Source organism: Stenotrophomonas sp. 63632_Sma (assembly GCF_056482875.1).
Window position 1 is genome coordinate 3,085,650 of sequence record NZ_CM151220.1, and the last position, 26,555, is coordinate 3,112,204.

Genomic DNA, 26,555 nt, shown 5'->3' on the forward strand with positions numbered 1-26,555 from the left:
GGCCAGGGCCGGGCGGCGTTGTGGGGTCGATCAGGCGCCGGCGGCGATGATGCGGTGCACGGCGTCGGTGTAGCGCTGCAGCTGCTCCAGCGTCACGAACTCATCGGCGGTGTGGGCCTGGGCGATGTCACCCGGGCCGAACACCAGCGTGGTGTATCCAGCAGCGGAGAACAGCGAGGCCTCTGTCCAGAAGTCCACCGCGTTGCCGATCGGCAGTTCCAGCGCATCGGCCACGTCGCGTGCCAGCAGGCGGCGGTTCTCGGCCTCGGCGATGTCACCGGCCGGCAGGCTGGGGCCACGGAAGGTTTCGGTGAACAGTGCGGCTTCCGGTTCGGCAAAACCGGCGAAGGTCGCCAGCAGGCCATCGATGTCCATCGACGGCAGCGGACGGAACCCGAACCGCACTTCGGCGGCCGGCGCGATCATGTTGGCCTTGATGCCACCTTCGACGCGACCGATGTTGAAGCGCAGGCCGGTGAGGCCGCCGAAGCGCGCCGAGGCCAGCGATTCCACATGGTCCAGCGCACGGTTGCCCCAGCGCATGGCCTGATGCAGTGCGCTGGCGGCCGCATCCTGCTTGCCCGAGGCATGCCCGGCGCGACCGGAGAACTGCATCAGCACCGAGCTGATGCCTCGGTGCGCCAGCACCGCTTCGCTCATGGTCGGCTCCGCCACCAGCACCGCTTCATATGGCAGGCCACGGGCCAGGAACGCGGCGATGCAGCGCGGATCGTTGGCTTCTTCGTCGCTGGAGAACAGGAACGCGGCATCGCCATCACTGGCGTTGGCCGCGGCCACCAGTGCAGCGGCGGCGCCCTTGATGTCACACACGCCCAGGCCGATCACACGATCTTCCAGGCGGCGCATCACGTGCGGGTCGGCACTCCAGTGCGGCGAATCCGGCACGGTATCCAGATGCACGTTGAACAGGTACTTCGGCGTACCACGCACGGCGTACAGGCTGACCGCACCGGCACCGTGGTCGATCACCTCGACGTTGAAGCCGGGCAGGTTCGCGCGCAGGTAATCGAAGATGCCACCGGTGGTGATCGCACGCGGCGGGTTGCGGGTGTCGAAGGACACCAGGGCCTGCAGGTGATCGAGCGTCTGTTCAAGCATGAATCAACAATCCTGTGGAATTCCGCCGGGCATGGCCCAGCGCTACCGGAGCGCATCTGGAGGAGAGCCCCCTTCTTGTTGAAGGGGGCGCGCCAACGGCGCAGGGTTAAGGTGAAATGCGCGGGCTCGTGCTCAAGTCAACCACGGTTGACTTGAGCAAAGAGCGTCGAGCTCATGCCGAACAGCTTGATGAAGCCCTCGGCCTCCTCCACGCCCCAGTCGGCCGACTGCGCGTAGGTGGCGCCCTTGGTGTTGAGCAGGTGCGGCGACTTCACCGCCACTGCATCGACGCGGCCGCCGCGGGTTTCCAGCACCACTTCGCCGTTGACCTTGGCCTGCGAGGACTTCAGGAAGGCCTCGATGTCGGTCTTCAGCGGGTCGTGGTAGAAGCCTTCGTAGACCAGCTCCACCCACTTGCGCGCCACGTCCGGCTTGAAGCGGTTCTGCTGCTTGGTCAGCACGGCATCTTCCAGCGCGCGGTGCGCGGCCAGCAGCGACACCAGGCCCGGGGCCTCGAACACGATGCGACCCTTCAGGCCGATCACGGTGTCGCCGGTGTAGACACCGCGGCCAACGCCGTACGGGGCGAACAGCTTGTTGAGCTGGGCCAGGATCTGGTCGCCCGGCAACGCCTTGCCGTTCAGTTCGACGGCTTCGCCCTCGACGAACTTCAGGGTCACGTTCAGCGCCTGCTCCGGCCACTCGCTGCGCGGTGCGCACCAGCCACGGGCGCCCTCGCCCGGCGCTTCCCAACGGTCGATCTCGCCGCCGGACATGGTCAGGCCCAGCAGGTTCTCGTTGATGGTGTAGGCCTGCTGCTTGGCGCGCACGCCGAAGCCGCGCTCTTCCAGGTACTTCTGCTCGTAGGCGCGGGTCTGGGTGTGTTCCTTCTGGATCTCGCGGATCGGCGCGATGATCTGGTAGTCGCCCAGTGCCTTCACCGCCAGGTCGAAGCGGACCTGGTCGTTGCCCATGCCGGTGCAGCCGTGGGCGATGATGTTGGTGCCCAGTTCGGCGGCACGCTTCAGCGCGGCATCGACGATCAGGTAGCGGTCCGAGACCAGCAGCGGGTACTGGCCCTGATAGCCTTCGCCTGCCCACACGAACGGCTTGACGAAGCCTTCCCAGATGGCCGGGCCACCGTTGACGGTGACGTGGCTGGTCACGCCCAGCTCGGCGGCGCGCTTCTCGATGAAATCACGCTCTTCATCATCCACGCCGCCGGTATCGGCGAACACGGTGTGCACGTTGTAGCCGCGCTCCTGCAGGTACGGCACGCAGAAGCTGGTATCCAGGCCGCCGGAGAAGGCGAGAACGACGTCTTTGTTGCTCATGGGGATCAGGTCCACTTGGGGGATGGGAATTCGGTAGAGCCGACCGCTGGTCGGCTGAAATGTTGGATGCGCCGCTGCGGGAGCAGCCGACCAACGGTCGGCTCTACCCCTTGTTTGATTCAGCGCCCGGCAACCGCCGCCATGATCGCCTTCTGCACGTGCAGGCGGTTCTCGGCTTCGTTGATGGCGATGCACTGCGGCGAATCCATCACCGCGTCGGTGGCCTTCACGTTGCGGCGCAGCGGCAGGCAGTGGCTGAACACACCGTTGTTGGTCAGCGCCATCTTCCGCTCGTCCACGATGAAGTGCTTGAACTGGTCGCGGATCGGCTTTTCCGGTTCCCAGTTGCCGAAGAACGGCAGCGCGCCCCAGCTCTTGGCGTAGACCACGTCGGCACCGGCGTAGGCGCTGTCGATGTCATGGCTGATCTTCAGCGAGCCGCCGCTCTCGGCCACGTTCTGCTCGGCCCAGCCCATGTAGCGGTCGTCGAGGATGTAGTCGGCGGTCGGGCACAGCAGGGTCACGTCCATGCCCATGCGGGTGGCGATGGTCAGCGCCGAATTGGCGACTGCGGTGTTCAGCGGCTTGGGGTGGTAGGTCCAGGTCAGCACGTACTTCTTGCCGCGCAGGTCCTGGGTGCCGAAGTGCTCCTGCAGGGCCATGATGTGGGCCAGCTCCTGGCACGGGTGGGTGATGGTCTCCATGTTGATGACCGGCACCGGCGAGTACTTGGCGAAGCTGTTGAGGACGATGTCCTGGCGGTCGTAGGCCCAGTCGATGAACTTGGGGAACGCACGCACGGCGATGATGTCGCAGTAACGGCCCAGCACCTTGGCCACTTCAGCGATGTGCTCTTCGGTATCGCCGTCCATCACCGTGCCGAGGTTGAACTCGATCGGCCACGCATCCTTGCCCGGCTGCAGCACCACCGCGTGGGCACCCAGCTGGAACGCACCCAGTTCAAAGCTGGTGCGGGTGCGCATGGACGGATTGAAGAACACCAGCGCGATCGACTTGCCCTTGAGCTGGTCGCCGAGCTTGTTGCGCTTGAACAGCGCGGCCTGGGTCAGCAGCGCGTCGAGCTCGCTGCGGCTCCAGTCCTGGGTGTTCAGGAAGTGCTTGGGGGACATCATCTTTCCTTGCGTGGCGGCGCCGGGTTCGACGCGGTGGAAGGGAAAACAGGAAGCAAAGGTGGAACGAAAAGGTTGCAGTTGCAGCTTTCATGACGCGGAAACGAAAAAACCCAGCCGGCGGGCTGGGTTTTTTTCGGACGAACAGCAAAAAGCTCCGGTTACCCAGCGAGGATGTGGGGTTCCGGTCGACGCGCACGCGAGGTCATGCCCGACGCCTGTCGGGCTGCGCTGCTGTCGTGCTGGAAGTCGGTGAGCTTCATGGTCATCCATCTTTGCATGCGGCCGGGGCCGACGCAAGGGGCCGGGGTCGCAGAATCAGGGATTGCCGGCGGCGCCCTGCTCGGGGCCGACCCAGGGGGTGATCGACACCCGGATCTTGAGCCGGTTGCCGGGATCTTCCGGCAGCCGCGAGCGGTACTTGGTGCCCTTGTAGACGTAGTCCACGTCGTAGGCGATGGGCCGGCGGAATTCACGTCCCACCGGCACGATGCGACAGTCGCGGGTCAGCATCGGACCATTGTTGGCCGGTGCCGGCGCCGGGGCCGGTGACTCGGCGGCGGTGTCCTCGGAGACCTCTTCATCGCTGCGCTTGAACATCGAGCGTACCGAGTCCCAGAAGCGGCTGATCCGGCCCTTGTCCTCGACCGGCTCCTCACCAGTGACATTGACCGGCGCCAGGGTCCGGGTCGAGACCGGCTCGCAGTGTTCTTCGGTACGGGTCGCGCGCAGGGTCTGGAACACGGGTTCGACGTTCAGTACCTGCGCGTAGTCGAACTTCACGTTCTCCACGATCACCACCCGGTTGCGGGGCTCGGCCTCCTGCGCCTGCGCCACGGCGGCCAGCGCCGACAGGCAGGCCAGGGTCAGCAACGCGGTGGATTTCATTGGCGAAGGGAGCAAGGACACGGCAATAGTGTAGGCAGTGGCGAGCGCAAGGGGCTGAACATTACCCGTCCACGCTGCTCCTGCCCACCCCACCCTGGTTGGACCCGGCGTCCACCGGTGGCAGGCGGTGCCCCCAAAGGGGGCCGACACGTTCTAAAATCACAGGCTTGTCCCCCAGCCACAGCCCCATGACCCTGCGCCTGCACAACAACCTGACTCGCCAGCTCGAACCGTTCACCCCGCTCGACCCGGCCTGTCCGACCCTGTATGTGTGCGGCCCGACGGTCTACAACTACGTGCACATCGGCAACGCCCGTGGCCCAGTGGTGTTCGGAGTGCTGGCCGATCTGCTGCGACGCCGTTTCGGTGGCCTGCGCTACGCGCGCAACATCACCGACGTGGACGACAAGATCAACAACGCCGCGCGTGAGCAGGGCGTGCCGATCAGCACCATCACCGACAGGTTCGCCGCCGCCTACCGTGAAGACATGGCCGCGCTGGGCGTGGTGCCGCCGGACATCGAGCCGGAAGTTACCGCGCACATTCCGCAGATCATCACCATGATCGAGCAGCTGATCGCCAACGGGCATGCCTACGCCGCCGAAGGCCACGTGCTGTTCGCGGTGGCCAGCTTCGAAGGCTATGGCAAGCTCTCGCGCCGCGACCCGGAAGAGATGCTGGCCGGCGCCCGCGTCGACGTGGCCCCGTACAAGCGCGACCCGGGCGATTTCGTGCTGTGGAAGCCGTCCAGCGACGACCTCCCTGGCTGGGAGTCTCCCTGGGGCCGTGGCCGCCCGGGCTGGCATATCGAATGCTCGGCGATGGCCGCCGCCCACCTGGGCGAGACCATCGACATCCATGCCGGCGGCGTCGACCTGCAGTTCCCGCACCACGAGAACGAGCTTGCGCAGAGCGAATGCGCCCACGGCGGCAAGATCTTCGCCCGCTTCTGGCTGCACAACGGCATGCTCAACTTCGGCGGCGCCAAGATGAGCAAGTCGCTGGGCAACATCGAACGCGTGCACGATCTGGTCCGCCAGCACCCGCCGGAAGCGCTGCGCCTGGCCCTGCTGTCGGCCCACTACCGGCAGCCGCTGGACTGGTCCGATGGCCTCATCGAGCAGTCGGTGCGCACCCTGGACCGCCTGTACGGCACGCTGCGCGAGCTGGCGTCGGTCGAGGCGGTCGTGGCGATCCCGGCCACGGTCGAGGCAACCCTGGATGACGACCTGAACACCCCGCAGGCACTGGCCGAAGTGGCCCGCATCGCCGCCGATGCACGCCGGGCCACCGACCCGGCCGAACAGGCGCGCCTGAAGGGCGAACTGCTCGGTGCCGGCCTGGCCCTGGGCCTGCTGCAGGCCGATCCAGCGCAGTGGTTCGGCACCGCGGCCAGCGATGATGGCGAAGATGCCCGCATCCAGGGCCTGATCGACGAGCGTGCCGCCGCCAAGCAGGCACGCGATTTCGCCCGTTCCGACACCATCCGCGACCAGCTGGCCGCCGAAGGCATCGTGCTGGAAGACACCCCGCAGGGCGTGCGCTGGTCGCGCAAGCGCGGCTGACCCACCCTGCCCCGTGGCCGGTCCGCCGGCCACGCTCCACTGTAGAGACTGTTGTGACCGACTCTCCGTTCCCGCTTGAACCCACCGCCGCCGAGGCCCAGACCGCCATCGCCGAGGAATTCGGCTTCTTCGGCGACTGGTCCGAGCGCTACCAGTATCTGATCGACCTCGGCCGTAAGCTGCCCGCCTTCCCGGACGAATGGAAGACCGAAGAGCACCGCCTGCTCGGCTGCCAGTCGATGGTCTGGATCGTGCCGGAAGGCAATGCGCAGTCGCTGCGCTTCCACGCCATCAGTGATTCGGCCATCGTTTCCGGCCTGATCTTCCTGGCCCTGCGCGTGTACTCCGGGCGCTCGGCGCAGGAGATCCTGGCCACCGAACCGAGCTACATCCAGGACATCGGCCTGGCCCGCCACCTCTCGCCCACCCGCAGCAACGGCGTGGCGGCGATGCTGGCCTTCATCCGCGAGACCGCGCAGGCGCAGCTGCAGCGCGACCCGTCGTGAGCGAACCCGCCACGGCCGAAGACACCGCGCTGGGGCTGCTGTCCCGGCCCGGTTTCGCCAAGCTGCTGGCCTACCGCATCTTCGCGATGCTGTCCTACCAGGTGGTCGCGGTCACCGTCGGCTGGCACATCTACGAAGTCACCCGCAATCCGTTCTCGCTGGGCCTGGTTGGCCTGGCCGAGGTGCTGCCGTTCTTCTGCGTCGCACCGTTCGCCGGTTATCTGGTCGACCACCTGCCGCGCCGCCGGCTCGGCATGGTCGCCTGCTCCGGGTTGATCGCCACCGCGCTGGTGTTGACCGGCGTGGCCAAGGGCTGGCTGCCGTTCGAAGGCGTGTGGCCGATCTATGCGGCCATTGCGCTGACCGGCATGGTCCGCGCCTTCCTGTCGCCGATCTACAACGCCCTGTTCGCCCGCGTGCTGGCCCGTGACCAGTTCGCACGTGGCGCTGGCCTCGGCGCCGTGGTGTTCCAGGCCGGCATGGTGGCCGGTCCGGCATTGGGCGGCGTGCTGGTCGGCTTCGGCGGCAAGGGCCTGTCCTACGCGGTGGCCACGGGCTTCGCGCTGGTGGCGATGGCCTGCCTGGCCACGCTGAAGGTGGAAGAACCGGTGCATACCGGTCCGGCCGCCCCGATCTTCAAGAGCATCGCTGAAGGCGCGAGCTTCGTGGTCGGCAACCGGATCATGGTCGGGGCGATGGCGCTGGACATGTTCTCGGTGCTGCTGGGCGGCGTGGTGGCGATGCTGCCGGCGTTCCTGCACGAGATCCTGCACCACGGTCCGGAAGGCCTGGGCATCCTGCGCGCAATGCCGGCGCTGGGCTCGGTCTGCGTTGGCCTGTGGCTGGCGCGCCACCCGCTGCACCGCAATGCCGGCCGCGTGCTGCTGTTCGCGGTGGCCGGCTTCGGCCTGTGCGTGATCAGCTTCGGGCTGTCGCAGCACTTCTGGCTGTCCGCGCTGATCCTGCTGTTCTATGGGGCCTTCGATGGCGTGTCGGTGGTGATCCGCTCGACCATCCTGCAGCTGGCCACACCGGAAGAAATGCGCGGCCGGGTGTCGTCGATCAACGGCATCTTCATCAGTTCGTCCAACGAACTGGGCGCGTTCTATGCCGGCACGATGGCAAAGCTGCTCGGCCTGGTGCCGGCAGTGGTGCTGGGTGGGTTCGCGGTGCTGAGCGTGGCCGGGATCACGGCGTGGAAGAACCCGACGTTGCGGAAACTGAATCTTCGCGACCTGCAATAGAGCGGATTTCCGCGCGCCCACGCGCCGGTAGCGCCGGGCCATGCCCGGCGGGCTCTTTCCGTGACCGCGGTGGGGTGTCACTTTTCTTTTCGCGCGAAAAGAAAAGTAACCAAAAGAAACGCGCCGCCATCCGCGAGCCGACGCTGCGCGCCGGTGCCCTGTGCTCCTCGGTGAATCAGGGGACGGCGCCGAACTCGCTGCGCTCAAACAGCGGCGCCTCTTCGCCCCTGATTCCCCTGCGGTGCTCGGCTCGCTACAAGGCGGACCCAACAGCCGCGAGCACACGCATGACCGCCCTTGGTGGAGCCAAGCCATGCTTGGCTGCTTTTGCTTTTGCTCTTCTTTGCCCGCGCCTTCGACCCGAGCCGGGCATGGGCTAGGCTTTACAGCAACCGCGCACACAGGCTCCCTCCTATACCCGGAAGGCCCCGTTCTACCCAGCCAACCACACCCAACAAAAAAGTGCCGGTGTCAAGTCTTTCGCGCAAATCAAGAAGGACTTGAAACCGTATATGGGACAGTAGGTTAGCTCCTTTCGGGGCCGCTTAGAAGAAGAGCGGCGTTGTCGGCTAGGAGCGACATAGGAGCGTTGGGAGAGAAAGCCGCATCGCACTGTGTAGTGCTGGATTGCCGAGGAACGGCGGGCCTGTCGCATCATCATAGCCCAACAGGCTCGGCGGCATCCAGAATGAAGAACGCGCAGCCTGGGCTGCGCGTTCGATGGATGCCGTTGAATAGCATGCGGTGCAATCATGGCGGCTTCGGTGGTGTGCTGCGGGTCGCCGTGCCCTTCCTGAATCCTCGATCCCCCGCCATGAACGCTTCCAGCATATGCGGGATCAGCGTCGCCGCATCAACGGCCTCGCCATACGCCTGCGCGTGTAGCGCGGCGTAGCGGTCGAGGTCGACTTTCAAGCTGGTCGGGCAAACGAAAGTCAGCTTGGTGCTCTCGGTCTTCGGCAGCGGGCCGAGCCGCAGCTTCTTGGTCGTGCTCATCGTGAAGTCCCCCGGTTGAAGAACAGCGGCTGGTACGGCCGCAGCACCAGATCCCGGTTGACGATGATGCGAACCGGCAGGCCCGGCCGTTGCGTTAAGGTCGGCTGGATGTTGAGGTTGCGCCGGGTCATCTCCTGGCCGACCTGATTGATGCTGTCCTGCGCGCTGTCGCGCCCAGCGATGATGACGCGATCACCATCCTGCCGGTTCTCCGGCGCGGCCAGCTCGGCACCGACGCCCAGCAGCGTGGTGAGTGCCGCACCGGCAAAGATGCGGCCCCAGTGGTAGTCCACATCGTCCTCCAGCCCGGCATAGCCGGCTGGGTCGGTGCCGGCCAGGTTGTCGAGCGTGAGCGAAGACGTGTCCGGCAGGATGATCCGGTTCCAGACGACTTGAACGCGGCTCTGCCCGTAGCTGACCTGGCTGTTGTATTTGCCCAGGATGCGCGAACCCTGCGGAATCAGCAGGAAGCGCCCGGTGGCTGTGTCATAGACCGGCTCCGTCACCGTGGCGATCACGTCGCCGGGCAAGTCCGACTTGATGCCCGTCACCAAGGCACCTGCGACCACTGTTCCGGCCATAACCTGATACGGCGAAATTGGCAGAGTCAGATTGCCGGAATTACGGGTTTCAGTGGGGCCAGCTTTCATGAAAGCCTCTTTCTGGTCTTGCCGGTTTTGCACCGCTGTCGGGTCAGCAGGTTGGGCCGCCGTGGAGGCCGGCCCGGCCGCCAGCGGGTCAAACGCCGCATTGGCGGCGAAGCCCGGCGCAGCGGCCACCTGTGTCTGCGCTACCGGCGCCGCATTCTGCCCACCCGAGCGGAAGAACACGGACGAGGCCGCGGCCGCCTCGGCTTCTTTTCGCAGGGCATCGTTCGGGTCGTGACCGGGGGCCGCGTAGGCAGCCGTCGCCGGTTGCTGCGACTTCACGATAGCCGGGCCAAGATCGCCCGGCAGCGGTGGCCCTAGTTCGGGAACGGCAGGCAGCAACGCCGGCGGCAGCTTGGAATAGTCCGTCGGCAGCGCATCCAGTCCTTCCGACTTTGACACGCGATCGACGTTGTAAAGCTCGGTCTGCTCGCCTGTGCTGCGTCGATGAGGTTGCAGCGACCACATCAGCGCGCCGAGCACGGCGACCGCTAGGACGCCGGCAAGGATGGCCAGCGAGCGCCGGTTCAGGCGTGTGACTGGACGCGGCTGGGCGCGCAGCGCCACTGCCTCCGGCGCCACCTTGTCCGCCTGCGGCGCGGCAAGGTCGGGAGTGTCATCCTGGCTCATGGTCAGTTCCTCCGTGCAACACCATCGGTGCGCTCGATCCGCACCACGTCGCCGCCATCGCCGCCCAGCCGCAGTTCGGCCGCGCCGAACAGGCGATCCACGACGTAGTACGGCGAGCGAAAACGGTAGTTCACCAGTTGCCCGTCGCCCTGCGCGCCGATGACAAACAGCGGCGGCAGCTCGCCCTGGGCGATGCCCGGCGGGAACTGGATATAGACCTTCTCTCCATCATCGAAGGCGCGCAGAGGCTTCCACGGCGGGTTGCTGCCCGATACCGCGTAGCGGAAGCGGATCTTGTCCAGCGACAGGCCCGTATCGACAGGCGTTGTTGCCTGCGCTGCCTGCGCCTGGCGCTGCAACGCGAGCATTCGGTCTTTCGGATAGTCCCAGGACACCGACGCCATCCATGCCCTCTCGGTCGAGGTCAGCTCCAGCAGGTAGGTGCGCCGACTGGTGGTGATGACGAGATTGGTTTTCAGACCGGAGCGGATAGGCTTGACCAGCACATTGACGCGCAGATCGGCCCCGCCGCCGCTGGACGTGTCGCCCACGATCCAGCGCACGGTATCGCCGGCGGCGACCGTTACCAGTTCCTCGCCCGGTTGAAGCGAAACCACCGTCACGCGCCCCGGCGACGCATAGACCTGATAAAGCGCGCCATCGGTGAACGGCCACACCTGAATCGCGTTGACGTAGCCCTCACGGGTAGGCGCGATACGCGCTTCTGCATTGGCACGGGAAACGCGCACCTTTTCGTCGGCCGGCTCCGGCGCAACGGGGGCCTCATCGAGTTCCGGCAGGGGCTTCAACTGCGCCGGCAGCGCCAGCGGTTCAGGGACGGCGACGACTTCGACGGGCTTGGGCGGTTCGGGCAACGGCTGGGCCAGCACCGTCTCGTCGAGCGAGATGGATGGCGGCGGCTTCCCCTGCGAGGCGCAGCCCGCGAGGGCCAGCAGCGTCAAAGGAACAACGTAAAGGCGGAAACGAAGTTTCATGGTTTGGCTCCTTCGGAAGAATCCAGTTCGCGGCTCCATGACAGGCCGTTGACGTAGATACCCAATGGGTTCTTGAGCAGGCGCTGTTCAGTACGCGGGGTTTGCAGGACGGTCGAAAGCACGGCGTTCCAGCGTTCGGTGCCGGCGGGCGCACCGTTGACATAGCGCTGCTCTGTCCAGCGCACGTTGAAAGACGTGTCGCTCGCGCGAACCACGCTGGTGATTTGCACCGTTACCGATTCCTTGCCGATGCGGGCGAATGGGTCATTGGTGCGGGCGTAGTCGTTGAGCACCGCCGCGCCCTTGTCGGTGGTGTAGTCGTAGGCATCGAGCCAGTTCTGCCGCACCACGATGGGGTCGATGGACAGCGAGCGAACCAGCGTCACGAAGCGCGCCAGGTGGTGCGCGATCTGCGCGTCGCCGGGCCGGTACGGCGTGGCGGCCTCTCCCACGGCGCGCACCTGCCCGGCTTGATCGACCTCGATGACATAGGGCGTCACGATGGACTGCGCCGAGCGCCACACCAGGCCGCCGGCCATCAACAGCGCGAGCACTAGGCAGCCGAAGGCCATCAGGCGCCAATTCTTCGCCTGCACGCGGGCGGAGCCGATACGGTCGTCCCACACCTGGGCGGCGGCTTGATACGGGGTGGCAGGCTGCGGCGTATCGGCGTAGCGCACCTGCGGTCGTTTGAATCGCATGGGTGTTCTCCTTGAAGGTTAGGTATCGGAATCCCGCAGGCTCGGGCCTTGCCCGGAGCCGCCGCCGTCGCCGCCGCGCAGCGTGTGGGCGGCAGTGGTCGCGGCATGGGTAGCCTGCTGGCGGCGGTGCATCCGCTTGGCCCAGGCCGGTTGCTCTTGCTTCTGCGAGCCTGCGGTGCCGTCTGCGGTCTGGCCGGGGCCAGCACCGTCGCTGCCGGCTTCTGTGCCGTTCCAGCCAGCGCGGAAGGAGTCGGCCACCTTCTGCCCAACAGCGGAAGCACCAGAGGTGACGCTGCGGCCTGCGGCTTGTGCGCCAGTCTTGGCGACATTGCCGAGGCCAGCCGCCGCGCCCTTGGCACCGCCGCCGGCCGCAGCGGAACCGGCCTGGAACGCCGATCGGGCACTGCCGGCCGCCGAAGTCGCGGCACGCGCACCGGCACCGGCCAGCTTTGCGGCCGCCGGGGCCATTCGTGCCCCGGCCATGACGGCGCCGCCCACGCCCGTTACGGCGGCGCCGATGGCAACGCCGGTGCCGACAGCCCCGACCGCAGCACCAGCCATCGCGCCCGCACCAAGCTGTGGCGCACCGGACACCAGGCCGGTGGCGATACCGGGGCCGAAAATGCCCAGCGCCAGCAGCGCGAGCGAGGCCAGCATCACGACCAGCGCGTGGTCGATGGATGGTTCGTCGGGATGCACCTGGAACTCGGCGAACAGGCCTGAACCGATGCCGACGATGACGGCCAGCACCAAGACCTTGATGCCTGACGACACCACGTTGCCTAGCACCTTTTCCGCGAGGAACGAGGTCTTGTTCCAGAGTGCAAACGGGATCAAGACGAAGCCGGCGAGCGTAGTCAGTTTGAACTCGATCAGCGTGATGAAAAGCTGTACGGCCAGCACGAAGAAGCAGAGGATCACCACCAGCCAGGCGATGAACAGAACCACGATAGGGTCGATGTTCACGAACACCTCGGGGAACCCAGCCATGTCCCCGATCTGTTCCAGAATCGGCGCGGCTGCGTCGATGCCGGTCTTCGCCAGCCGGCCCGGCTGAAGGAAGTTCTCCATCGTGATGGCCGAGCCGGTAGCGGTAATTCCCAAGCCGGCGAACGAGCGGAACACGATGCTCGCCAGCCAGTTGAAGTTGCCGATGATGTAGGCGAACGCGCCGACACAGAGCACCTTGCGCAGCAGCTTGGCGATCACGTCGTCGCCCTGGCCGGTGGCGTGGCTCATGGCCCAATACAGGCCAGCGATCGTCATGTCGATGACGATGAGCGTGGCGGTGAGAAATGCCACTTCGCCCTGCAATAAGCCGAAGCCCGAGTCGATGTAGCGCGAGAACGTATCGAGGAAACGGTCGATGATGGTCACGTCGTTCATGGCGAATCCTCGGGCGGAGTGAGCGGAACGGCGCCCTCTGGCAATTCATCTGCGGGCGTATCGAAGCTCGGCGGAATCGGCGGGAGTTCAGCCAGCGAGTTGTATTCATCCGGCCCGGTATGGCCGGCGAAGAAGCGCCGCCGGAAGGCTTCAGCGGCGGCGCGGCAGGCATCCTCGCCCACGGCCTGCCGGTCGGCCGCGCATTGCCCGCGCAACGCCTTGAGCCGCACCGGATCTGCGGCCAGGGCGTCGGCCAGGTTCTCGGCCGGCTGCTGGCCGCACGCGGTCAGCAGCACGGCCATCAGGACGGAAGCGCATCGCATGGCCGCCTCCGGTCAGTTGTTATAGAAGTTGACGGACTGCGGCGTGTACGGCGTGCCGGTGCCCAGAAAGCGCCGCCGCACTTCGCGGGCGCGCTCCATAGCCGCCGCTTGCCGCGCCAGTTCCAGTGAAGCGGCCCGGTCTTGCGTGATCTGGAGCTGCTGCGCCTGGATCGACTGCTTGGCCTGCAAAGCCAGGAGCTGGTTCGTCGCCTGCATCGCTTGCAGCGCGCCGGTGGCCGACTGGCTCTGGCTCACGAGATCGGCCAGCGCGCTTTCGTCTTGGGCGAGGTTCTGCGACACCTGCGCCTGCATCCGCATCGCGGTGTGCAAGCCGTTCAAGGTGTTCTGCCAGCGTTCGCGGGCGTCCTGTGCCATGCGGTCGCCGCTGATGGTGGCGGCGTACTGTTCCGGGTACAGGCGGGCGAACGTGGCATCCATGCTCTGCACGTCGTAGGCCAAGCCGCGCGCCTCGGCGATCAGGCGCTCGGTGGTGGCGAGCGTCGAGCGCAGGCGGTTGACGATGTTGAAGTCGAGATTTGCCAGGTTCCTGGCCTGGTTCATCAACATCTGCGCCTCGTTCTGAAGCTGGTTGATCTGGTTGTTGATCTGTTCCAGCGTGCGCACGGCGGTCAGCGTGTTCTGCACGAAGTTGGACGGGTCGAACACCGTCAGCGCGGATGCGGGCTGCACGGCCAGCAGCGATACCGACAGCACGGCAGCGAGTGAGACAGAGAGCAAACGGGGCTTGGTCTTCATGGTGAAACCTCCAGCGGTTGAGAAGCGAGAAAGGAAGCTGCCGCCGGAGCGGACGGCAGCAGGTCGGCGGCCCAGCCGAGGCCGCGATGGCGCAGCCACGCGCCGGCGAAGCCGGGAGCGCCGGCCTGCGTCAGCACGCGGTCAATATCGCGTTGGTCTTGAGGGGTGGATGCGCCCGCGAATGCGAGCGCGACAGGCCCCAGGTCGAGGTCGAACAGGCGATTGCCGAGGCGCGACTGGTAGTAGTAATCGCGCTTGGGCTGTGCGGTCGCCACGATCTCAATCTGGCGGCTGTTCAAGCCGAAGCCTTCGTAGATCGTGCGAATCTGCGGCTCGGTGGCCTGCGGGTTAGGTAAGAAGATCCTGCTCGCGCAGCTTTCGATGATGGCTGGCGCGATGGTCGAGTCCTTGATGTCGGCCAGCGACTGCGTGGCAAAGATGACGCTGACGTTCTTTTTTCTGAGCGTCTTGAGCCATTGCCGGATGCGGGCCGCGAAGGACGGCTCATCGAGGAACAGCCACGCTTCATCGAGGATCAGCAGCGTGGGCGCGCCGTCAAAACGTTCGTCGAAGCGGGCGAACAGGTAGCGCAGCACTGCTTGCACGGCGGCGGGGCTGTGCATCAGTTCTTCCATCTCAAAGCCCTGCACGTCGGCCATGCCCAGCCGGTCGTGGTCAGCGTCCAGCAGCTTGCCGTGGGCGCCGCCCAACACATAGGGCGCGAGCGCTTGGCGCAGCGCGTTGGACTGCAATAACACCGACAAGCCGGTCATGGTGCGCTGCTCCACTGGCGCACCGGCAAGGCTTCGCAGCGCCGACCAAATGGCAGCCTTCTCGTCCGGGCCGACCGTCACGCCTTCGTGCAGCAGCCGGCCCTCCACCCATTCGGCGGCCCAGGTGCGGTAGCCCTCGTGGGCTATTCGCGCGAGTGGCTGGAAGGCGATGCCGCCATCGGCACCGAGGTCGTAGTGCTCACCGCCAAGGCCGAGGATGGTGGCGCGCATCGAGCGCCCCATGTCGAAGGCGAAGATCCGCGAGCCGAAGTAGCGCCGGAACTGCATGGCCAATATGGCGAGCAGCACCGACTTGCCCATGCCGGTCGGCCCGGCGACAAGGGTGTGCCCCACGTCGCCGATGTGCGTCACCAGCCGGAACGGCGTCGCGCCATCGGTGCGGGTGACGATCAGCGGCGGGCCATCGAGGTGTTCGTTCTTCTCCGGCCCAGCCCATACCGCTGACATCGGCATCATGTGCGCCAGGTTCAGCGTCGAAACGATGGGCTGACGCACGTTCGCGTATGCGTTGCCGGGGACGGACGACAGCCAGGCATCGACTGCGTTGAGGGTTTCGGGGATGGTCACGAAACCCCGGCCCTGGATGACGCGCTCCACCATGCGCAGCTTCTCGTCGGCCACGGCCGGGTCGGCGTCGAGCACCGTCACCGTGGCGGTGAGGTAGCCGAAGGCGACTTGATCGCTGCCCAGCTCCTGCAAGGCGGCATCGGCGTCGGCGGCCTTGTTGCTGGCATCGGTATCGACCAGCGGGCTTTCCTGCTGAAAGATCGTTTCGCGCAGCAGCGCGATGACGTTCTTGCGCTTGGCGAACCATTGGCGCCGCAAGCGCCCCAATTCCCGTTCCGCCTCGGCTTTGTCCAGGCACAGGAAGCGCGTACTCCAGCGATACGCAAAGCCCAGGCGGTTGAGGTCGTCCAAGATCCCCGGCCAGGTCGAGGTCGGGAAGCCTCGTACCGACACCACGCGCAGGTGCTGATCGCCCAGCATGGGCGCCAGGCCGCCGACCAGCGCGGCATCGGCCAGCAGTGCGTCGATATGGAACGGCACGTCGGGCACGCCGACGCGATAGCGCCGCGTGGAGACTGTGGCATGCAGGTAGGTCAGCGTCTGGCTATCGTCCAGCCAGGCAATCTCCGGCATCACACCATCGAGCAGGTCGAACACGCGATCGGTCTCTGCCACGAAGGAATCAAGCCGACCACGCCAGTCCACACCCTCAGTGGGCCGGTTCTCGTACAGCATCCCAGCCGCACGGGCGCGAGACTCTTGCGGCGGTAGGTGTTGCAACGTGAAGTGATAGACGCTCTCGAAATGGCCATCCGACTCCTCGAACGCCGCGCGTCGCTCCTCATCCACCAGCCAGGACAGTGGTTCGGGAAAGGAGGATTGCGGATAGCTCGATGCCCGCATCCGCTCGGCCTCGATATAGAAGGCCCAGCCAGACCCGGTACGGCGAAGCGCGTTGTTCTGCCGCGCCGACGTGGCAATCAGCTCGCCCTGTGTCGCACTGTCCAAGTCGGGGCCGCGAAACTGGAACGTGCGTTGAAACGAACCATCTTTGTTCAGCACAACGCCCGGCGCGACCAGCCCGGCCCAGGGCAGCCAGTCGGCAAGCAAGGCCGGGCGCTGACGATATTCGGCAAGGTTCAGCATGGCGTCCTCCCCTCACACGTCCAGAAGCGGGCGGTGTTTGATATGCCGCGCGAAGACCTGCATGAACTGCGGATCGACGCGCGCACCCCATACGGCCAGCGAGTGGCCGACGATCCAGAGCACCACGCCGGGAATCCACAGTTGCAGGCCCAGCCCGACGGCGGCGGCTAGCGTGCCGTTGGCAATCGCCACGGTGCGCGGCGCACCGCCCAGCAGGATCGGCTCGGTCAGCGAGCGATGCAGCGGCACTTCAAAGCCCGGAAGATCGGTGGCCTTACTCATACGACGGCCCCTCCGGAGAAGCTGAAGAACGACAGGAAGAACGAGGACGCGGCGAACGCGATGGACAGGCCGAACACGATCTGGATCAGCTTGCGAAAGCCGCCGCTGGTATCACCGAACGCCAGCGCAAGCCCCGTCGAGATGATGATGATCACCGCCACGATCCGGGCGACTGGCCCTTGGATGGATTCGAGGATGGAGGTCAGCGGCCCTTCCCACGGCATCGAGGAACCGGCGGCCTGCGCCGTGCCCGCCAGCAACAGCATCAGCGCGGCCAGCAGCAGCCCTTGCCCTGCGGGACGGGCCAGGTGGCGCAGCCGCGCCATGCTGGACAGGCGAGAAATAGGATTTACGGAAAGACGGAAAGCATCAACGTGCGTCATGGCAGTTCTCCAGGTTGGTCAGGGGTCGAGGAAGGCGCAGCGGCAGCGGCTGCAAGAGGAACCGGCGGCAGCTCGGGAAACGGCGTTTCCAGCGCATCTGTCAGGCGATAGCCCGCACCGTCGAAGCCGACGACACGGGAGATGGTTTCGACGTGACGTTTGCGGCCACGGCCTGCGATGTGAATCACCACGTTGACCGCCTCGGCGATCAGGGCGCGGGGCGGATTCACTGCCACTTCGAGGATCAGTTGCTCCAGACGCAGCAGTGCGCCCAAGGCGGAGCCGGCATGGATGGTGGCAATGCCGCCGGGGTGGCCGGTGCCCCAGACCTTCACCAAGTCCAGGGCTTCGCCGCCACGCACTTCGCCGACGATCACGCGGTCAGGCCGCAGGCGCATCGTGGCCCGCACCAGCTCGGTCATTGTGACGACGCCGGCGCGGGTGCGCAGCGGCACATGGTCGCGGGCCGCGCATTGCAGCTCGATGGTGTCTTCGAGCACCAGCACGCGGTCGCCTGTGGCGGCGATCTCGGCCAGCAGCGCGTTCGCCAGCGTGGTCTTGCCGGTGCTGGTGCCGCCGGCGATCAGGATGTTCTGCCGCTCGCGCACGGCGCGGCGCAGGAACTCGGCCTGCCCGGCGGTCAGGATGCCGTCGGCCACGTAGCGATCCAGGCCGATGATGCTCACGGCCCGCTTGCGTAGCGCGAAGGCTGGCCCCGGGGCGGCCGGAGGCAGGATGCCCTCGAAACGCTCGCCGGTTTCCGGCAACTCGGCGGTCAAGAGCGGCTGGCCGCGATGCACCTCCGCGCCGACATGCGCGGCGACCAGGCGGATGATGCGTTCACCATCGGCCTCGGGCATCTCCACGCCCAGCGGCGAGCGACCCGACGACAGCCGATCCACCCACAGGGTGCGATCGGGGTTGAGCATGATTTCCACAACATCCGGATCTTCGAGCGCAGCGGCGATCAGCGGCCCCATCGCCGTGCGCAGCATCTGGATGCGGCGATCCTGGGACGCCGCGGCGGATGAGCGAGATTCAGGCGGAATCTGCGGAACGGCACTCATGACGCACGCTCTGCAGCTCGCTCATCGGCGGACGCCATCGCTGCTGCGTCATCCATCCGCATCGGATCGGGGTGCAGTTCCTCCACCACGTCGCGCACCAGACTGCGGCCACGCAGCAGGTGGCGACCCAACTGCTCGACGAACTGCTCGAAGCGCGCTTTGCCCTGGGCGCGGGCCGCGTCCTTGTGGGCTTCTGGCACCGGCGTGCTGATGGTCAAGAAATAGCGGATGAACAGCGCCAGCGTTTCGATCTGGATGTTCTGGTCGCGCTCCATGCGTTCGGTCTGCCGCGACAGTCGATCCAGCCGCTTGGCAATGGCGGCCTCACGCTGGTCGCCCGCATCGGGTGACAGCCAGGACGCCAAGGCCGCTGCGACGATGGAGGACTTGGACACGCCTTTCTTGGCGGCAAGTTCATCCAGGCGCTTGGCGTGCTCGGGCTGGATGAAAAGATTGAGGCGGTATTGGCTCATAGGTCGATTCCGTCGTTGGGGTCGAGAGAAGCCAGCCGGGCCGTGCGCTGCATGGCCGGGTCGAGCTGGCCGGGAAGCGGGAGCGCCAGGTCGTCGTCATCGAGCAGCTCCAGGTCGTTCGCACACGCGTCCAACTCGGGCTCGTAGGCGACGGTTTCGGAGAGTTCGAGCTGGCGGCGCGGGCCGCCGTCATCGGTGCCGCCCGGACCATCGGCGGATACCGAGGTCGGCGCCGTAGGTACGGCCGGGATCGCCAAGCCGCTCCAGTCGTCGGGGCGGGCTGGCGGCGCGTCGGCGTACCTCCCGACTGCGAGCACGGGCGGTGGCAGGACGCGATCCTTGAAATTGGCGTCGACGTAGTAACGCAGCTTCTTCGCGCGGATCGGGGCAACGCTGGACACCATGACTACGGCGTCCTCAGGTGGAAGCTGCATCACCTCGCCGGGCGTCAGCAGCGGACGTGCAGTTTCCTGACGCGACACCATCAGGTGCCCCAGCCACGGAGCGAGGCGGTGGCCCGCGTAGTTGCGCTGCGCGCGAAGCTCGGTGGCGGTGCCGAGGGTTTCGGAAATCCTTTTCGCCGTCCTTTCGTCGTTGGTGGCGAAAGTCACCCGGACATGGCAGTTGTCGAGGATGGAATGGTTCTGCCCATACGCCTTGTCGATCTGGTTCAGGCTTTGAGCGATGAGAAAGCTGCGGATGCCGTAGCCGGCCATGAAGGCAAGCGCGGACTCGAAAAAATCGAGGCGACCCAGCGCCGGAAACTCGTCCAGCATCAGCAGCAGCTTGTGCCGGCGCGCGATGCCATCGCTGCCGTCGAGCGATTCGGTCAGCCGCCGCCCGATCTGGTTCAAGATGAGCCGGATCAGCGGCTTGGTGCGGCTTATGTCGGAGGGCGGCACCACCAGATAGAGCGATACCGGGTGCTCGGCGGAAATCAGGTCGGCGATGCGCCAATCGCAGCGCGATGTGACTTCGGCCACGGTCGGGTCGCGGTACAGGCCGAGAAACGACATGGCGGTGGAGAGCACGCCCGATCGCTCGTTGTCCGACTTGTTGAGCACTTCGCGGGCAGCGGATGCGACAACCGGGTGAGGCGCATCGCCCAGGTGCTTCGTCGTCATCATCCGGTGCAGCGTCAGCTCGAACGGACACGCCGGGTCGCTGAGGAAGTTGGCGACGCCGCGCAGCGTCTTGTCCTCGCCTGCGTACAGAACATGCAAGATTGCACCGACCAGTAGCGCGTGGCTGGTCTTCTCCCAATGATTGCGCTTCTCTAACGCACCTTCAGGGTCAACCAGAATGTCGGCGATGTTCTGCACGTCGCGCACTTCATGTGCGCCGCGCCGGACTTCAAGCAGCGGGTTGTAGGCGGCCGACTGCCTATCGGTGGGGTTGAAAAGCAGGCAGTGCGAAAAGCGCGAACGCCAGCCCGCCGTGATCTTCCAGTTCTCTCCCTTAATGTCGTGAATGACGGCGGACGCCGGCCACGAAAGCAACGTAGGCACCACCAAGCCCACGCCCTTGCCCGAGCGCGTGGGTGCGAAGCTCAGGACATGTTCCGGCCCCTCATGTCGGAGGTATTGGTCGTCGTGTTGGCCGAGGAAGACGCCCGCCGGGAGGGTCAGTCCAGCTTTGCGGATGTCGACGGCATCGGCCCAGCGTGCCGAACCATAAGTCGTAACCAGCCGCGACTGCCGAGAACGCCATACCGACATGGCGATGGCGACGAGTAAAGCGAACAAACCGCTACCACCCGCAATCGCACCGCCTGTGTCGAAGACGTGCGGCGCGTAGGCATCAAAGAAGAACCACCATTCGAACAAGCGCCACGGGTGATAAACCGGTACACCTAGAAGATCGAACCAGGGCGATCCGAGGCGTACTTGATAGCCAAGGGTCGCTGCTGTCCATTGTGTGGCGCCCCAGACGCCGGCGATCACGATGCCGATTACCACAGCGATCTGGCCGAACAGAACGTTCGTCCCTTGCATGACCTGTCCTCCGATTTCTCCTGCGCTGGTGTCTCATTGAAAGCGTTGCACAGGGGGTGTCGCAGGCGTCAGGATCGGTTCTGGGCTAGTGCCGGTCAAAGACCGTTCGCAGCACAATGGTCGAGGGAAAAGAAAGAATGAGCGCGGTGGCGAGTCAAAGAAAAGCGCCGCAAGCGAAAGCGCACTGCGGCGCATACAGAGTTCCAAGCAAGTTACCCAAAAAAAGCCGTCAATGGGCCTTGCTTCCACTCATAGGCAATATTTAGATATCATGAAAAACGATGATATTTAAGATTGGAATAAAAATGAAAAATATCAAGAGTATGGATCTCAACTTGCTCAAGGCGCTGGACGCATTGTTAGACGAACGCAATGTGACACGGGCGGCGGCCCGTCTGGGACTAACCCAGCCGGCCTTGAGTGGCATGCTGACGCGGTTGCGCGAGAGCTTCGGTGACCCGCTTTTCGCGCGCTCGCAGCGGGGTATCGTTCCAACGCAGCGGGCGCTGGATCTAGGGATGCCTGTCAAGCAGGTGCTCGCCGAAATCGACGCGCTGCTCCAGCCACCTTCCTTCAATCCGGCCACCGCACAACTGACCTTCTCCATCGCCGCGACGGACTATGCGCTGCGTGCCGTTGCTGTCCCATTTCTATCGGCACTTAAACGGCACGCACCGCGTGTACGAGTCTCATTAGTGCCAGTCGAGAGCGGGCAGCTACAGAACCAGCTTGAGCGCGGTCAGATCGATTTAGCCCTCCTGACGCCAGAGATCACTCCGCCAAATCTGCATGCCCGAGAGCTGTTCAAGGAACACTATGTGTGTGTCCTGCGGGAAGACCATCCTGCGGCTATGGGGCGCAAGCTGACCGTTAAACAGTTCTGTGCTCTCGACCATGCGCTTGTTTCCTACGATGGTGGAGGTTTCCGCGGCGTCACCGACGATGCGCTAGAACAGTTGGGCAAACGACGCAGCGTCACACTGTCGGTCAAGAGCTTTCTGATCTTGCCAGACATCCTGCGTGCCAGTGACATGGTTGCGATCTTGCCGAGCCGCTTGGTCGCCGGTATGGACAAGCTGGCTATCTCCCTGCCGCCGGTGAAGATACCGGGGTTCACCAAGACGGCTGCTTGGCACGAACGCACCCATCACGATCCAGCACATCGCTGGATACGAGCACTGCTGTTCACTTCCTGTGCTAACAACAAGTAGGCAAGATCGCTCCTATCGTCATGCTCAGCACAACTCTACCTCGCACTACAAATAAGCAATCAGTCGGCTCAATTGGAGACGCGCCCTTTCGTAGCGCCGCTGCGAGATAGCCTAGTCGGTGGATGGCAGAACCTAGGCCTTGATATCATATTTTATGATATCAAAAATAGAAACTTAGGATTTCACTTATTGCAGATGGAGGCTCATGATTTGCTCCATGACCACTTGAATGACGCAGCCACCCCTGTTGCGTCATCGACATTTTGTGAAGGAGCTTCGATATGAGCAAGCAACAGAACGCCATCCTCTGGCCCGAAGGCTACACGCCGGGCTTTACTGAGAATTTCGCCTCCAATGAGATCATCGCCGCCGGCTTGAGCGCGGCCGACGTATGGCCTCTACTCGTCACACCATCGCTGTGGCCAAGCTACTACGCCAACTCGGCTAACGTGTGCTTTCATGACGGCAAAGGCCCGGTACTGGCCGACGGCGATCGGTTTTACTTCGAGACCTTCGGCTTCCCGGTAGAGGGGCAGTGCAACGAATACGTGCCACCTGCGGATGGGCAACCCGGCCGCGTGGCCTGGCACGGCTGGTCCGGCGAGGAAGGCACAGATACGCGCCTGGATGTGCATCACGCCTGGCTGGTTGAGAACCTGGACGGCAGGCGCGTGCGCATCCTCACGCAGGAAACTCAGAAGGGCAAACCGGCCGAGGAGCTGCACAACGCCAAACCCAACCCGATGATCAACGGCCATCAGGACTGGCTCGACAGCTTGGTCGAGGCAGCGCGCAAAGCCAAGCAGGCGTAGTGGTCTCCGGCCGCTTGATCCCAAGCGTCTGAACGGAGAAAACCATGATGAGAACTCCCCTCAGGATTCTGCTGGTCCTGACTTCGCAGGCAACGATGGGCGACGAACTGCTCAACCGCGAATGGTTCCGCAGTCGGACCGAAGCGAAGGTGCTGATCGAACGTTGGCGACAGTTCTACAACGAGCAGCGGCCGCATAGCGCGCATGCTTACAAACCGCCGGCGACGATCCGGCGCAACTGGATCCAATCCGATAGCATCCCCTCCGAACTCACTGCCTGACTGGCTACAAAGTTCGTACTCAGGTCACCTTGGCGCAGGCACTGAAGGTGGAGCCACCCGGAATGGGTGCTCCCACCGCCTTACGCGCACTGGCTCGAACTCTCCCGAGGCGCCGGCAAGCTCGTCACATAGCGACTAGAGAGAGGAGGTGACCGTACGAGTTCCCAGCGCCCGATCCACTCTGGGAGCTGGGTCGCCTAGCGACTACGCTACCAATGGAGCTAGCGATCAACTCGATAACTTGAGCGTGATAACGCCCAGGATGATCAACGCCACGCCAAGGTATCGCATCAGGGAGGTTGGGTCGCCATAGAAATGAATTCCGACTAAGAAAGTTCCCGCCGCTCCGATACCCGTCCACACCGCATAAGCAGTCCCAATCGGTATCTGACGCTGAGCAAGCCATAGGAAGGCGCCGCTAATTGTCATGAAAGAGACGGCTACTGCGACCCCACTCCAACGCGATGTTGGCTCTTGCGCCATTTTCAGCCCGACCGGCCATCCGATTTCAAACAATCCAGCCAAAACAAGATAGATCCAACCCATTGCGATTCTCCTTCAAATTTTTCATATCCGGCATACATACTCCGGCATGACCACCAGCTTAGAACTTCGGCGGCTCTTTAGGCGTGGTGTGGGGCACATCGCCATCTTCGTAAAAGCGCTTTCGCGTAGCCTCGGCAACCCGGTTACATAGTTGGTCGCCCAGCATTGGTCGATCCAACTTGCATTGCTTGCGCAACTCTTTCAGACGCTCAGGATTGAGCGCTAATTCATCGACTGTCGGAAGGTTGGCTTTATCTGGTTTCCCAGATGGGCTGCAGGCTGCCAATGTCGAGGAAAGCAATATGAGAGCAATCTTCTTCATGGTTAATTTTCTTTGGGAGATTGTGTGATGGTTTACCGCCGACCTTTGGCATCTGGAGATTTGATCGAATGAACGCGTTCCATGAAGCGAGTCAGCATTTCTGACGGCTCGCTGGCCGGCCGTAGTAGATAGGTCGTGAGCATTGGCGAACGTCCAGTCAGCGGCCGTGCGACCACCCCCTGTTCCCTGCTGGCTGTGATATGCGCGCCTCCTGTGAGGCCTAGTGCAAGTCCCGCCGAAACCAGGACCATCATTAGATCGCTGGAAGTCACGCGTTCGGCAATCAGTGGCTCTATGTCCACGCGACGTAGCACCCGTTCAACTTGCCGAGCATGGCCCTCACACGCCACCGCGTCGCAGAGCACCAGCGGATACCGCAACAGCTCTTCTAGGGGAATCTGTTTGTGGGATAGCAAGGGGTGCCGTGCGGGCACAGCTACCATCAGAGGGTCACTCCACACCGGCACGGCGATGATGCCTTCGCCGACTTCATCCGATTGAGCGAAGCCGAGATCGTACAGTTCGCCACACAATCCCTTGATTTGCTGTGCCAAAGGCACCTCGAAGAAGCGAACTTCCACTTCCGGCTCTTCCTGCCGGCAGAGCGCCAACAACGCAGGCAGGCGCGATGGCGTGATTCCATCAGACAATGCAATACGGAGCTGGCAATGAAAGCCATTGGCTGCGGCGTTCACACTGTCGCGCGCCTGCTGCAAAGCTGCGAAGACACGCGGCACGCTCTCAAAGAAGAGCCTGCCCGCACGAGTCAAGCGGGTGCTCCGAGTGGTTCTCGCAAATAGCGCTACGCCCAACTCTTCCTCAAGTTCCTTGATGGCGCGCGACAGCGGCGATGTCTCTATGTGGAGGCGCTCTGCGGCTCGGGCAAAGTGCAGCTCCTCTGCCACCGCCAGAAAGTAACGCAGGTGTCGAATTTCCATGTTCGCATTCCTCATCACTCAGGCCTCACCACCTTCGCCTTGCGTCACGCTATTTAGCTAGCCTTCGCAAGCTGCTCCAGCATGTTTCTGCGATCAAACAGGAGAGCCGGATAATGCTTTTGCCAGGACGCCCCATTGCATGGCTGTCTCGGCCCGCGTGCGGATCAGCGAAGCCTGCGCTGACAGCACCCCGGCCTCAGCCTCGGCCACCACCGTGGCGTCCACTTGTCCCGCCTCGAACAGACGTCGGCTGCGATCGAGCTGACGCTCCGCGACTGCGACACCCTCGGCCTGATGCTCCAGTGCTGCGTGCTGCGTATGCCAACCGAGATATGCGTTCTCTACGTCCTGCAAAGCACTCAACAAAGTGCGCTCGAACTCCGCACGGGCAGCTCGGCTGCGCGCCTCTCCGGTCTCGATGCCGGCACGGATCGCGCCACCATCGAAGATCGGCAACGACACCCCGGCCCCAAGTGAAAAAATGTTTCCAGTGATGCGGGTTCCCACACTCTCTACGCGCTGCCGTCCGCCGCTCAGGTCCAACACCAGCCTGGGGAAGCGTTCGCCTTCGGCTGCGTTCCAGCGCGCGGTTTCGGCGGCGAACTTCGCTTCGGCGGCGCGCACGTCGGGCCGCTCACTCAGCAGGTCCGCAGGTATGCGTGTCGGTGTCCAGTCCGGGACGGCGAGCGACGCAAGAGTTGGGGAAGCTGCAGGCGCTCCGGGCGTTTGTCCCACTAGTACATCGAGTGCATGCGTCGCCTCGCCGCGCGCACGCCGCAGTTGCTCTTGCTCCACGCGCAGTGCGACGACGCCGGCGCGGGTACGCTCGATGTCGAAGCCGGTAGCTTGTCCGGCCTCGAACTTCCGTTGCATCAGCAAGACGAGTCGTTCTGCGGATGCCAGCCGCGCCGCGGCTAGCGCTTCGAGCTCACTGGCTTGGCGCTGCTGCACAGCCGCCGACACTGTTTCAAACGCGACCTGCCACCGCGTGGCAACCCACGCTTGTTCGGCTGCCACCGCATCCAGGCGCGCACCTTCTGCTGCCTGCGAAAGCCGTCCCGACAGGTCTGCCTCCCACGATGCGGACAACGTGGCGCGGCCATCATTGCCGATTGCAACGTTCTCTGAATAGTCGCGTCCTCGAGTTGCCTGCGTGCCCGCGGACAACGAGGGGAGCAGGGAGGCCCGTGCTCGCCGCGTGGCGGCCGATGCCTCGTCCACGCGCGCTCGCGCAATCGTCAGTTCGGTATTGCGCTCCAGCGCCGCCCGGACCAAGGCATTGAGGTGCGGATCGCCGTAGGCCGTCCACCAATCGACGGGAAGAGTACGGCGGGACGATTTGTCCAAGATGCCTTCACCTCCCTCTTCATTTGAGAAATGGGCCGGTACATCCAGGCGAGGTGGATCGGCAGAGTGCGGGGCATGGCTGCAGGCCGCAAGAAGCAGTAGCGGAGAAATCATGGCAATGAGGCGATAGCGTTCAAGAATTTGAGACATGGCAGCTCCTTGCGTTCCGAAAAAGTCTTGACGGACTGTTGTATGGCTTCTACTATACCGTCTGGACTGTATATGACTCAAG

The 26,555-nt window shown here is 64.4% G+C and carries 26 protein-coding genes and 1 pseudogene; 6 read left to right on the forward strand and 21 right to left on the reverse strand.

Annotation, left to right across the window (positions count from 1 at the left end):
- Nucleotides 1–30: 30 nt before the first annotated feature.
- The 4 genes from ACZK45_RS14355 to ACZK45_RS14370 all read right to left on the reverse strand — a co-directional run bounded on the left by ACZK45_RS14355 (nucleotide 31) and on the right by ACZK45_RS14370 (nucleotide 4,471).
- Entirely contained in the window at nucleotides 31–1,119 is a 1,089-nt protein-coding gene (locus ACZK45_RS14355; protein ID WP_478444862.1) for an acetylornithine deacetylase, read from the reverse strand.
- Between the two features lie 137 nt (nucleotides 1,120–1,256).
- Nucleotides 1,257–2,453, reverse strand: a complete 1,197-nt coding sequence (locus ACZK45_RS14360) for an argininosuccinate synthase (protein WP_125894472.1) — start codon at nucleotides 2,451–2,453, stop codon at nucleotides 1,257–1,259.
- A gap of 119 nt (nucleotides 2,454–2,572) precedes the next feature.
- A complete protein-coding gene (locus tag ACZK45_RS14365) occupies nucleotides 2,573–3,583 on the reverse strand; it encodes an N-acetylornithine carbamoyltransferase (RefSeq protein WP_032129398.1) in 1,011 nt (336 codons plus the stop codon).
- Nucleotides 3,584–3,901: 318 nt separating this feature from the next.
- A complete protein-coding gene (locus ACZK45_RS14370) occupies nucleotides 3,902–4,471 on the reverse strand; it encodes a glycine zipper 2TM domain-containing protein (RefSeq protein WP_032129397.1) in 570 nt (189 codons plus the stop codon).
- Between the two features lie 188 nt (nucleotides 4,472–4,659).
- Between ACZK45_RS14370 and cysS the strand changes: the two genes are divergently transcribed.
- The 3 genes from cysS to ACZK45_RS14385 are packed head-to-tail and all read left to right on the forward strand — an operon-like array spanning nucleotide 4,660 to nucleotide 7,786.
- Nucleotides 4,660–6,036, forward strand: coding sequence for a cysteine--tRNA ligase (cysS, locus tag ACZK45_RS14375; protein ID WP_478444863.1), 1,377 nt, complete (start codon nucleotides 4,660–4,662; stop codon nucleotides 6,034–6,036).
- 53 nt (nucleotides 6,037–6,089) lie between these two features.
- Complete coding sequence (locus ACZK45_RS14380) at nucleotides 6,090–6,542, forward strand: SufE family protein (protein WP_049423936.1); 453 nt, start codon at nucleotides 6,090–6,092, stop codon at nucleotides 6,540–6,542.
- The gene (locus ACZK45_RS14385; protein WP_478444864.1) at nucleotides 6,539–7,786 is read left to right on the forward strand and encodes an MFS transporter; all 1,248 of its coding nucleotides are present in this window, start codon (nucleotides 6,539–6,541) and stop codon (nucleotides 7,784–7,786) included. The genes ACZK45_RS14380 and ACZK45_RS14385 overlap by 4 nt, the downstream gene beginning before the upstream one ends.
- A gap of 750 nt (nucleotides 7,787–8,536) precedes the next feature.
- Here ACZK45_RS14385 and ACZK45_RS14390 read toward each other — a convergent pair.
- From ACZK45_RS14390 to ACZK45_RS14450, 13 genes are read right to left on the reverse strand one after another with little or no spacing between them, the layout of a single operon-like run.
- On the reverse strand, nucleotides 8,537–8,782 hold the full coding sequence (locus ACZK45_RS14390) for a DUF2274 domain-containing protein (protein ID WP_000108283.1): 246 nt from the start codon (nucleotides 8,780–8,782) through the stop codon (nucleotides 8,537–8,539).
- Nucleotides 8,779–10,059 carry a TraB/TrbI/VirB10 family type IV secretion system protein gene (locus tag ACZK45_RS14395; protein WP_003092274.1) on the reverse strand — a complete coding sequence of 427 codons (1,281 nt, stop codon included), beginning with the start codon at nucleotides 10,057–10,059 and terminating at the stop codon, nucleotides 8,779–8,781. Before ACZK45_RS14395 ends, ACZK45_RS14390 begins: the two co-directional genes overlap by 4 nt.
- 2 nt (nucleotides 10,060–10,061) lie before the next feature.
- Nucleotides 10,062–11,054 (reverse strand): P-type conjugative transfer protein TrbG, encoded by a 993-nt coding sequence (trbG, locus tag ACZK45_RS14400; protein WP_000776560.1) that lies wholly within the window; start codon nucleotides 11,052–11,054, stop codon nucleotides 10,062–10,064.
- Nucleotides 11,051–11,755: a conjugal transfer protein TrbF gene (trbF, locus tag ACZK45_RS14405; RefSeq protein WP_001211312.1), complete on the reverse strand. Its 705-nt coding sequence runs from the start codon at nucleotides 11,753–11,755 to the stop codon at nucleotides 11,051–11,053. The genes trbG and trbF overlap by 4 nt, the downstream gene beginning before the upstream one ends.
- Nucleotides 11,756–11,773: 18 nt before the next feature.
- Nucleotides 11,774–13,141, reverse strand: coding sequence for a P-type conjugative transfer protein TrbL (gene trbL / locus ACZK45_RS14410; RefSeq protein WP_001000746.1), 1,368 nt, complete (start codon nucleotides 13,139–13,141; stop codon nucleotides 11,774–11,776).
- A complete protein-coding gene (locus ACZK45_RS14415; RefSeq protein WP_425479879.1) occupies nucleotides 13,138–13,443 on the reverse strand; it encodes a hypothetical protein in 306 nt (101 codons plus the stop codon). The genes trbL and ACZK45_RS14415 overlap by 4 nt, the downstream gene beginning before the upstream one ends.
- Before the next feature lie 33 nt (nucleotides 13,444–13,476).
- Nucleotides 13,477–14,220, reverse strand: coding sequence for a P-type conjugative transfer protein TrbJ (trbJ, locus tag ACZK45_RS14420; RefSeq protein WP_003092277.1), 744 nt, complete (start codon nucleotides 14,218–14,220; stop codon nucleotides 13,477–13,479).
- Entirely contained in the window at nucleotides 14,217–16,667 is a 2,451-nt protein-coding gene (gene trbE / locus ACZK45_RS14425; RefSeq protein ID WP_000933135.1) for a conjugal transfer protein TrbE, read from the reverse strand. The genes trbJ and trbE overlap by 4 nt, the downstream gene beginning before the upstream one ends.
- A 12-nt stretch (nucleotides 16,668–16,679) precedes the next feature.
- A complete protein-coding gene (locus ACZK45_RS14430) occupies nucleotides 16,680–16,949 on the reverse strand; it encodes a VirB3 family type IV secretion system protein (RefSeq protein ID WP_003092280.1) in 270 nt (89 codons plus the stop codon).
- Entirely contained in the window at nucleotides 16,946–17,332 is a 387-nt protein-coding gene (locus ACZK45_RS14435) for a TrbC/VirB2 family type IV secretion system protein (RefSeq protein ID WP_000150010.1), read from the reverse strand. The genes ACZK45_RS14430 and ACZK45_RS14435 overlap by 4 nt, the downstream gene beginning before the upstream one ends.
- Complete coding sequence (gene trbB / locus ACZK45_RS14440; protein ID WP_023093367.1) at nucleotides 17,329–18,399, reverse strand: P-type conjugative transfer ATPase TrbB; 1,071 nt, start codon at nucleotides 18,397–18,399, stop codon at nucleotides 17,329–17,331. Before trbB ends, ACZK45_RS14435 begins: the two co-directional genes overlap by 4 nt.
- Entirely contained in the window at nucleotides 18,396–18,872 is a 477-nt protein-coding gene (locus ACZK45_RS14445) for a ribbon-helix-helix protein, CopG family (protein WP_000085131.1), read from the reverse strand. Before ACZK45_RS14445 ends, trbB begins: the two co-directional genes overlap by 4 nt.
- Nucleotides 18,869–20,866 carry a conjugal transfer protein TraG gene (locus tag ACZK45_RS14450; RefSeq protein WP_001163195.1) on the reverse strand — a complete coding sequence of 666 codons (1,998 nt, stop codon included), beginning with the start codon at nucleotides 20,864–20,866 and terminating at the stop codon, nucleotides 18,869–18,871. Before ACZK45_RS14450 ends, ACZK45_RS14445 begins: the two co-directional genes overlap by 4 nt.
- Nucleotides 20,867–21,171: 305 nt before the next feature.
- On the opposite strand from ACZK45_RS14450, the gene ACZK45_RS14455 reads away from it, so the two are divergent.
- From ACZK45_RS14455 to ACZK45_RS14465, 3 genes and pseudogenes are all read left to right on the forward strand, one after another.
- Nucleotides 21,172–22,077, forward strand: coding sequence for a LysR family transcriptional regulator (locus ACZK45_RS14455; protein WP_023093368.1), 906 nt, complete (start codon nucleotides 21,172–21,174; stop codon nucleotides 22,075–22,077).
- 281 nt (nucleotides 22,078–22,358) lie between these two features.
- Entirely contained in the window at nucleotides 22,359–22,889 is a 531-nt protein-coding gene (locus ACZK45_RS14460; protein WP_000043569.1) for an SRPBCC family protein, read from the forward strand.
- 101 nt (nucleotides 22,890–22,990) lie between these two features.
- Nucleotides 22,991–23,170: pseudogene (locus ACZK45_RS14465) on the forward strand (integrase core domain-containing protein); the annotation flags it as partial.
- A 228-nt stretch (nucleotides 23,171–23,398) separates the two neighbouring features.
- Here the strand turns inward: ACZK45_RS14465 and ACZK45_RS14470 are convergent.
- The 4 genes from ACZK45_RS14470 to ACZK45_RS14485 form a co-directional block, all read right to left on the reverse strand.
- On the reverse strand, nucleotides 23,399–23,716 hold the full coding sequence (locus ACZK45_RS14470) for a DMT family transporter (protein ID WP_000539741.1): 318 nt from the start codon (nucleotides 23,714–23,716) through the stop codon (nucleotides 23,399–23,401).
- A 58-nt stretch (nucleotides 23,717–23,774) separates the two neighbouring features.
- On the reverse strand, nucleotides 23,775–24,038 hold the full coding sequence (locus ACZK45_RS14475) for an EexN family lipoprotein (RefSeq protein WP_000717310.1): 264 nt from the start codon (nucleotides 24,036–24,038) through the stop codon (nucleotides 23,775–23,777).
- Nucleotides 24,039–24,070: 32 nt separating this feature from the next.
- Nucleotides 24,071–24,976: a LysR family transcriptional regulator gene (locus ACZK45_RS14480; RefSeq protein WP_000405670.1), complete on the reverse strand. Its 906-nt coding sequence runs from the start codon at nucleotides 24,974–24,976 to the stop codon at nucleotides 24,071–24,073.
- Nucleotides 24,977–25,069: 93 nt separating this feature from the next.
- Nucleotides 25,070–26,473, reverse strand: a complete 1,404-nt coding sequence (locus tag ACZK45_RS14485) for an efflux transporter outer membrane subunit (protein ID WP_000078291.1) — start codon at nucleotides 26,471–26,473, stop codon at nucleotides 25,070–25,072.
- Nucleotides 26,474–26,555 lie beyond the last annotated feature (82 nt).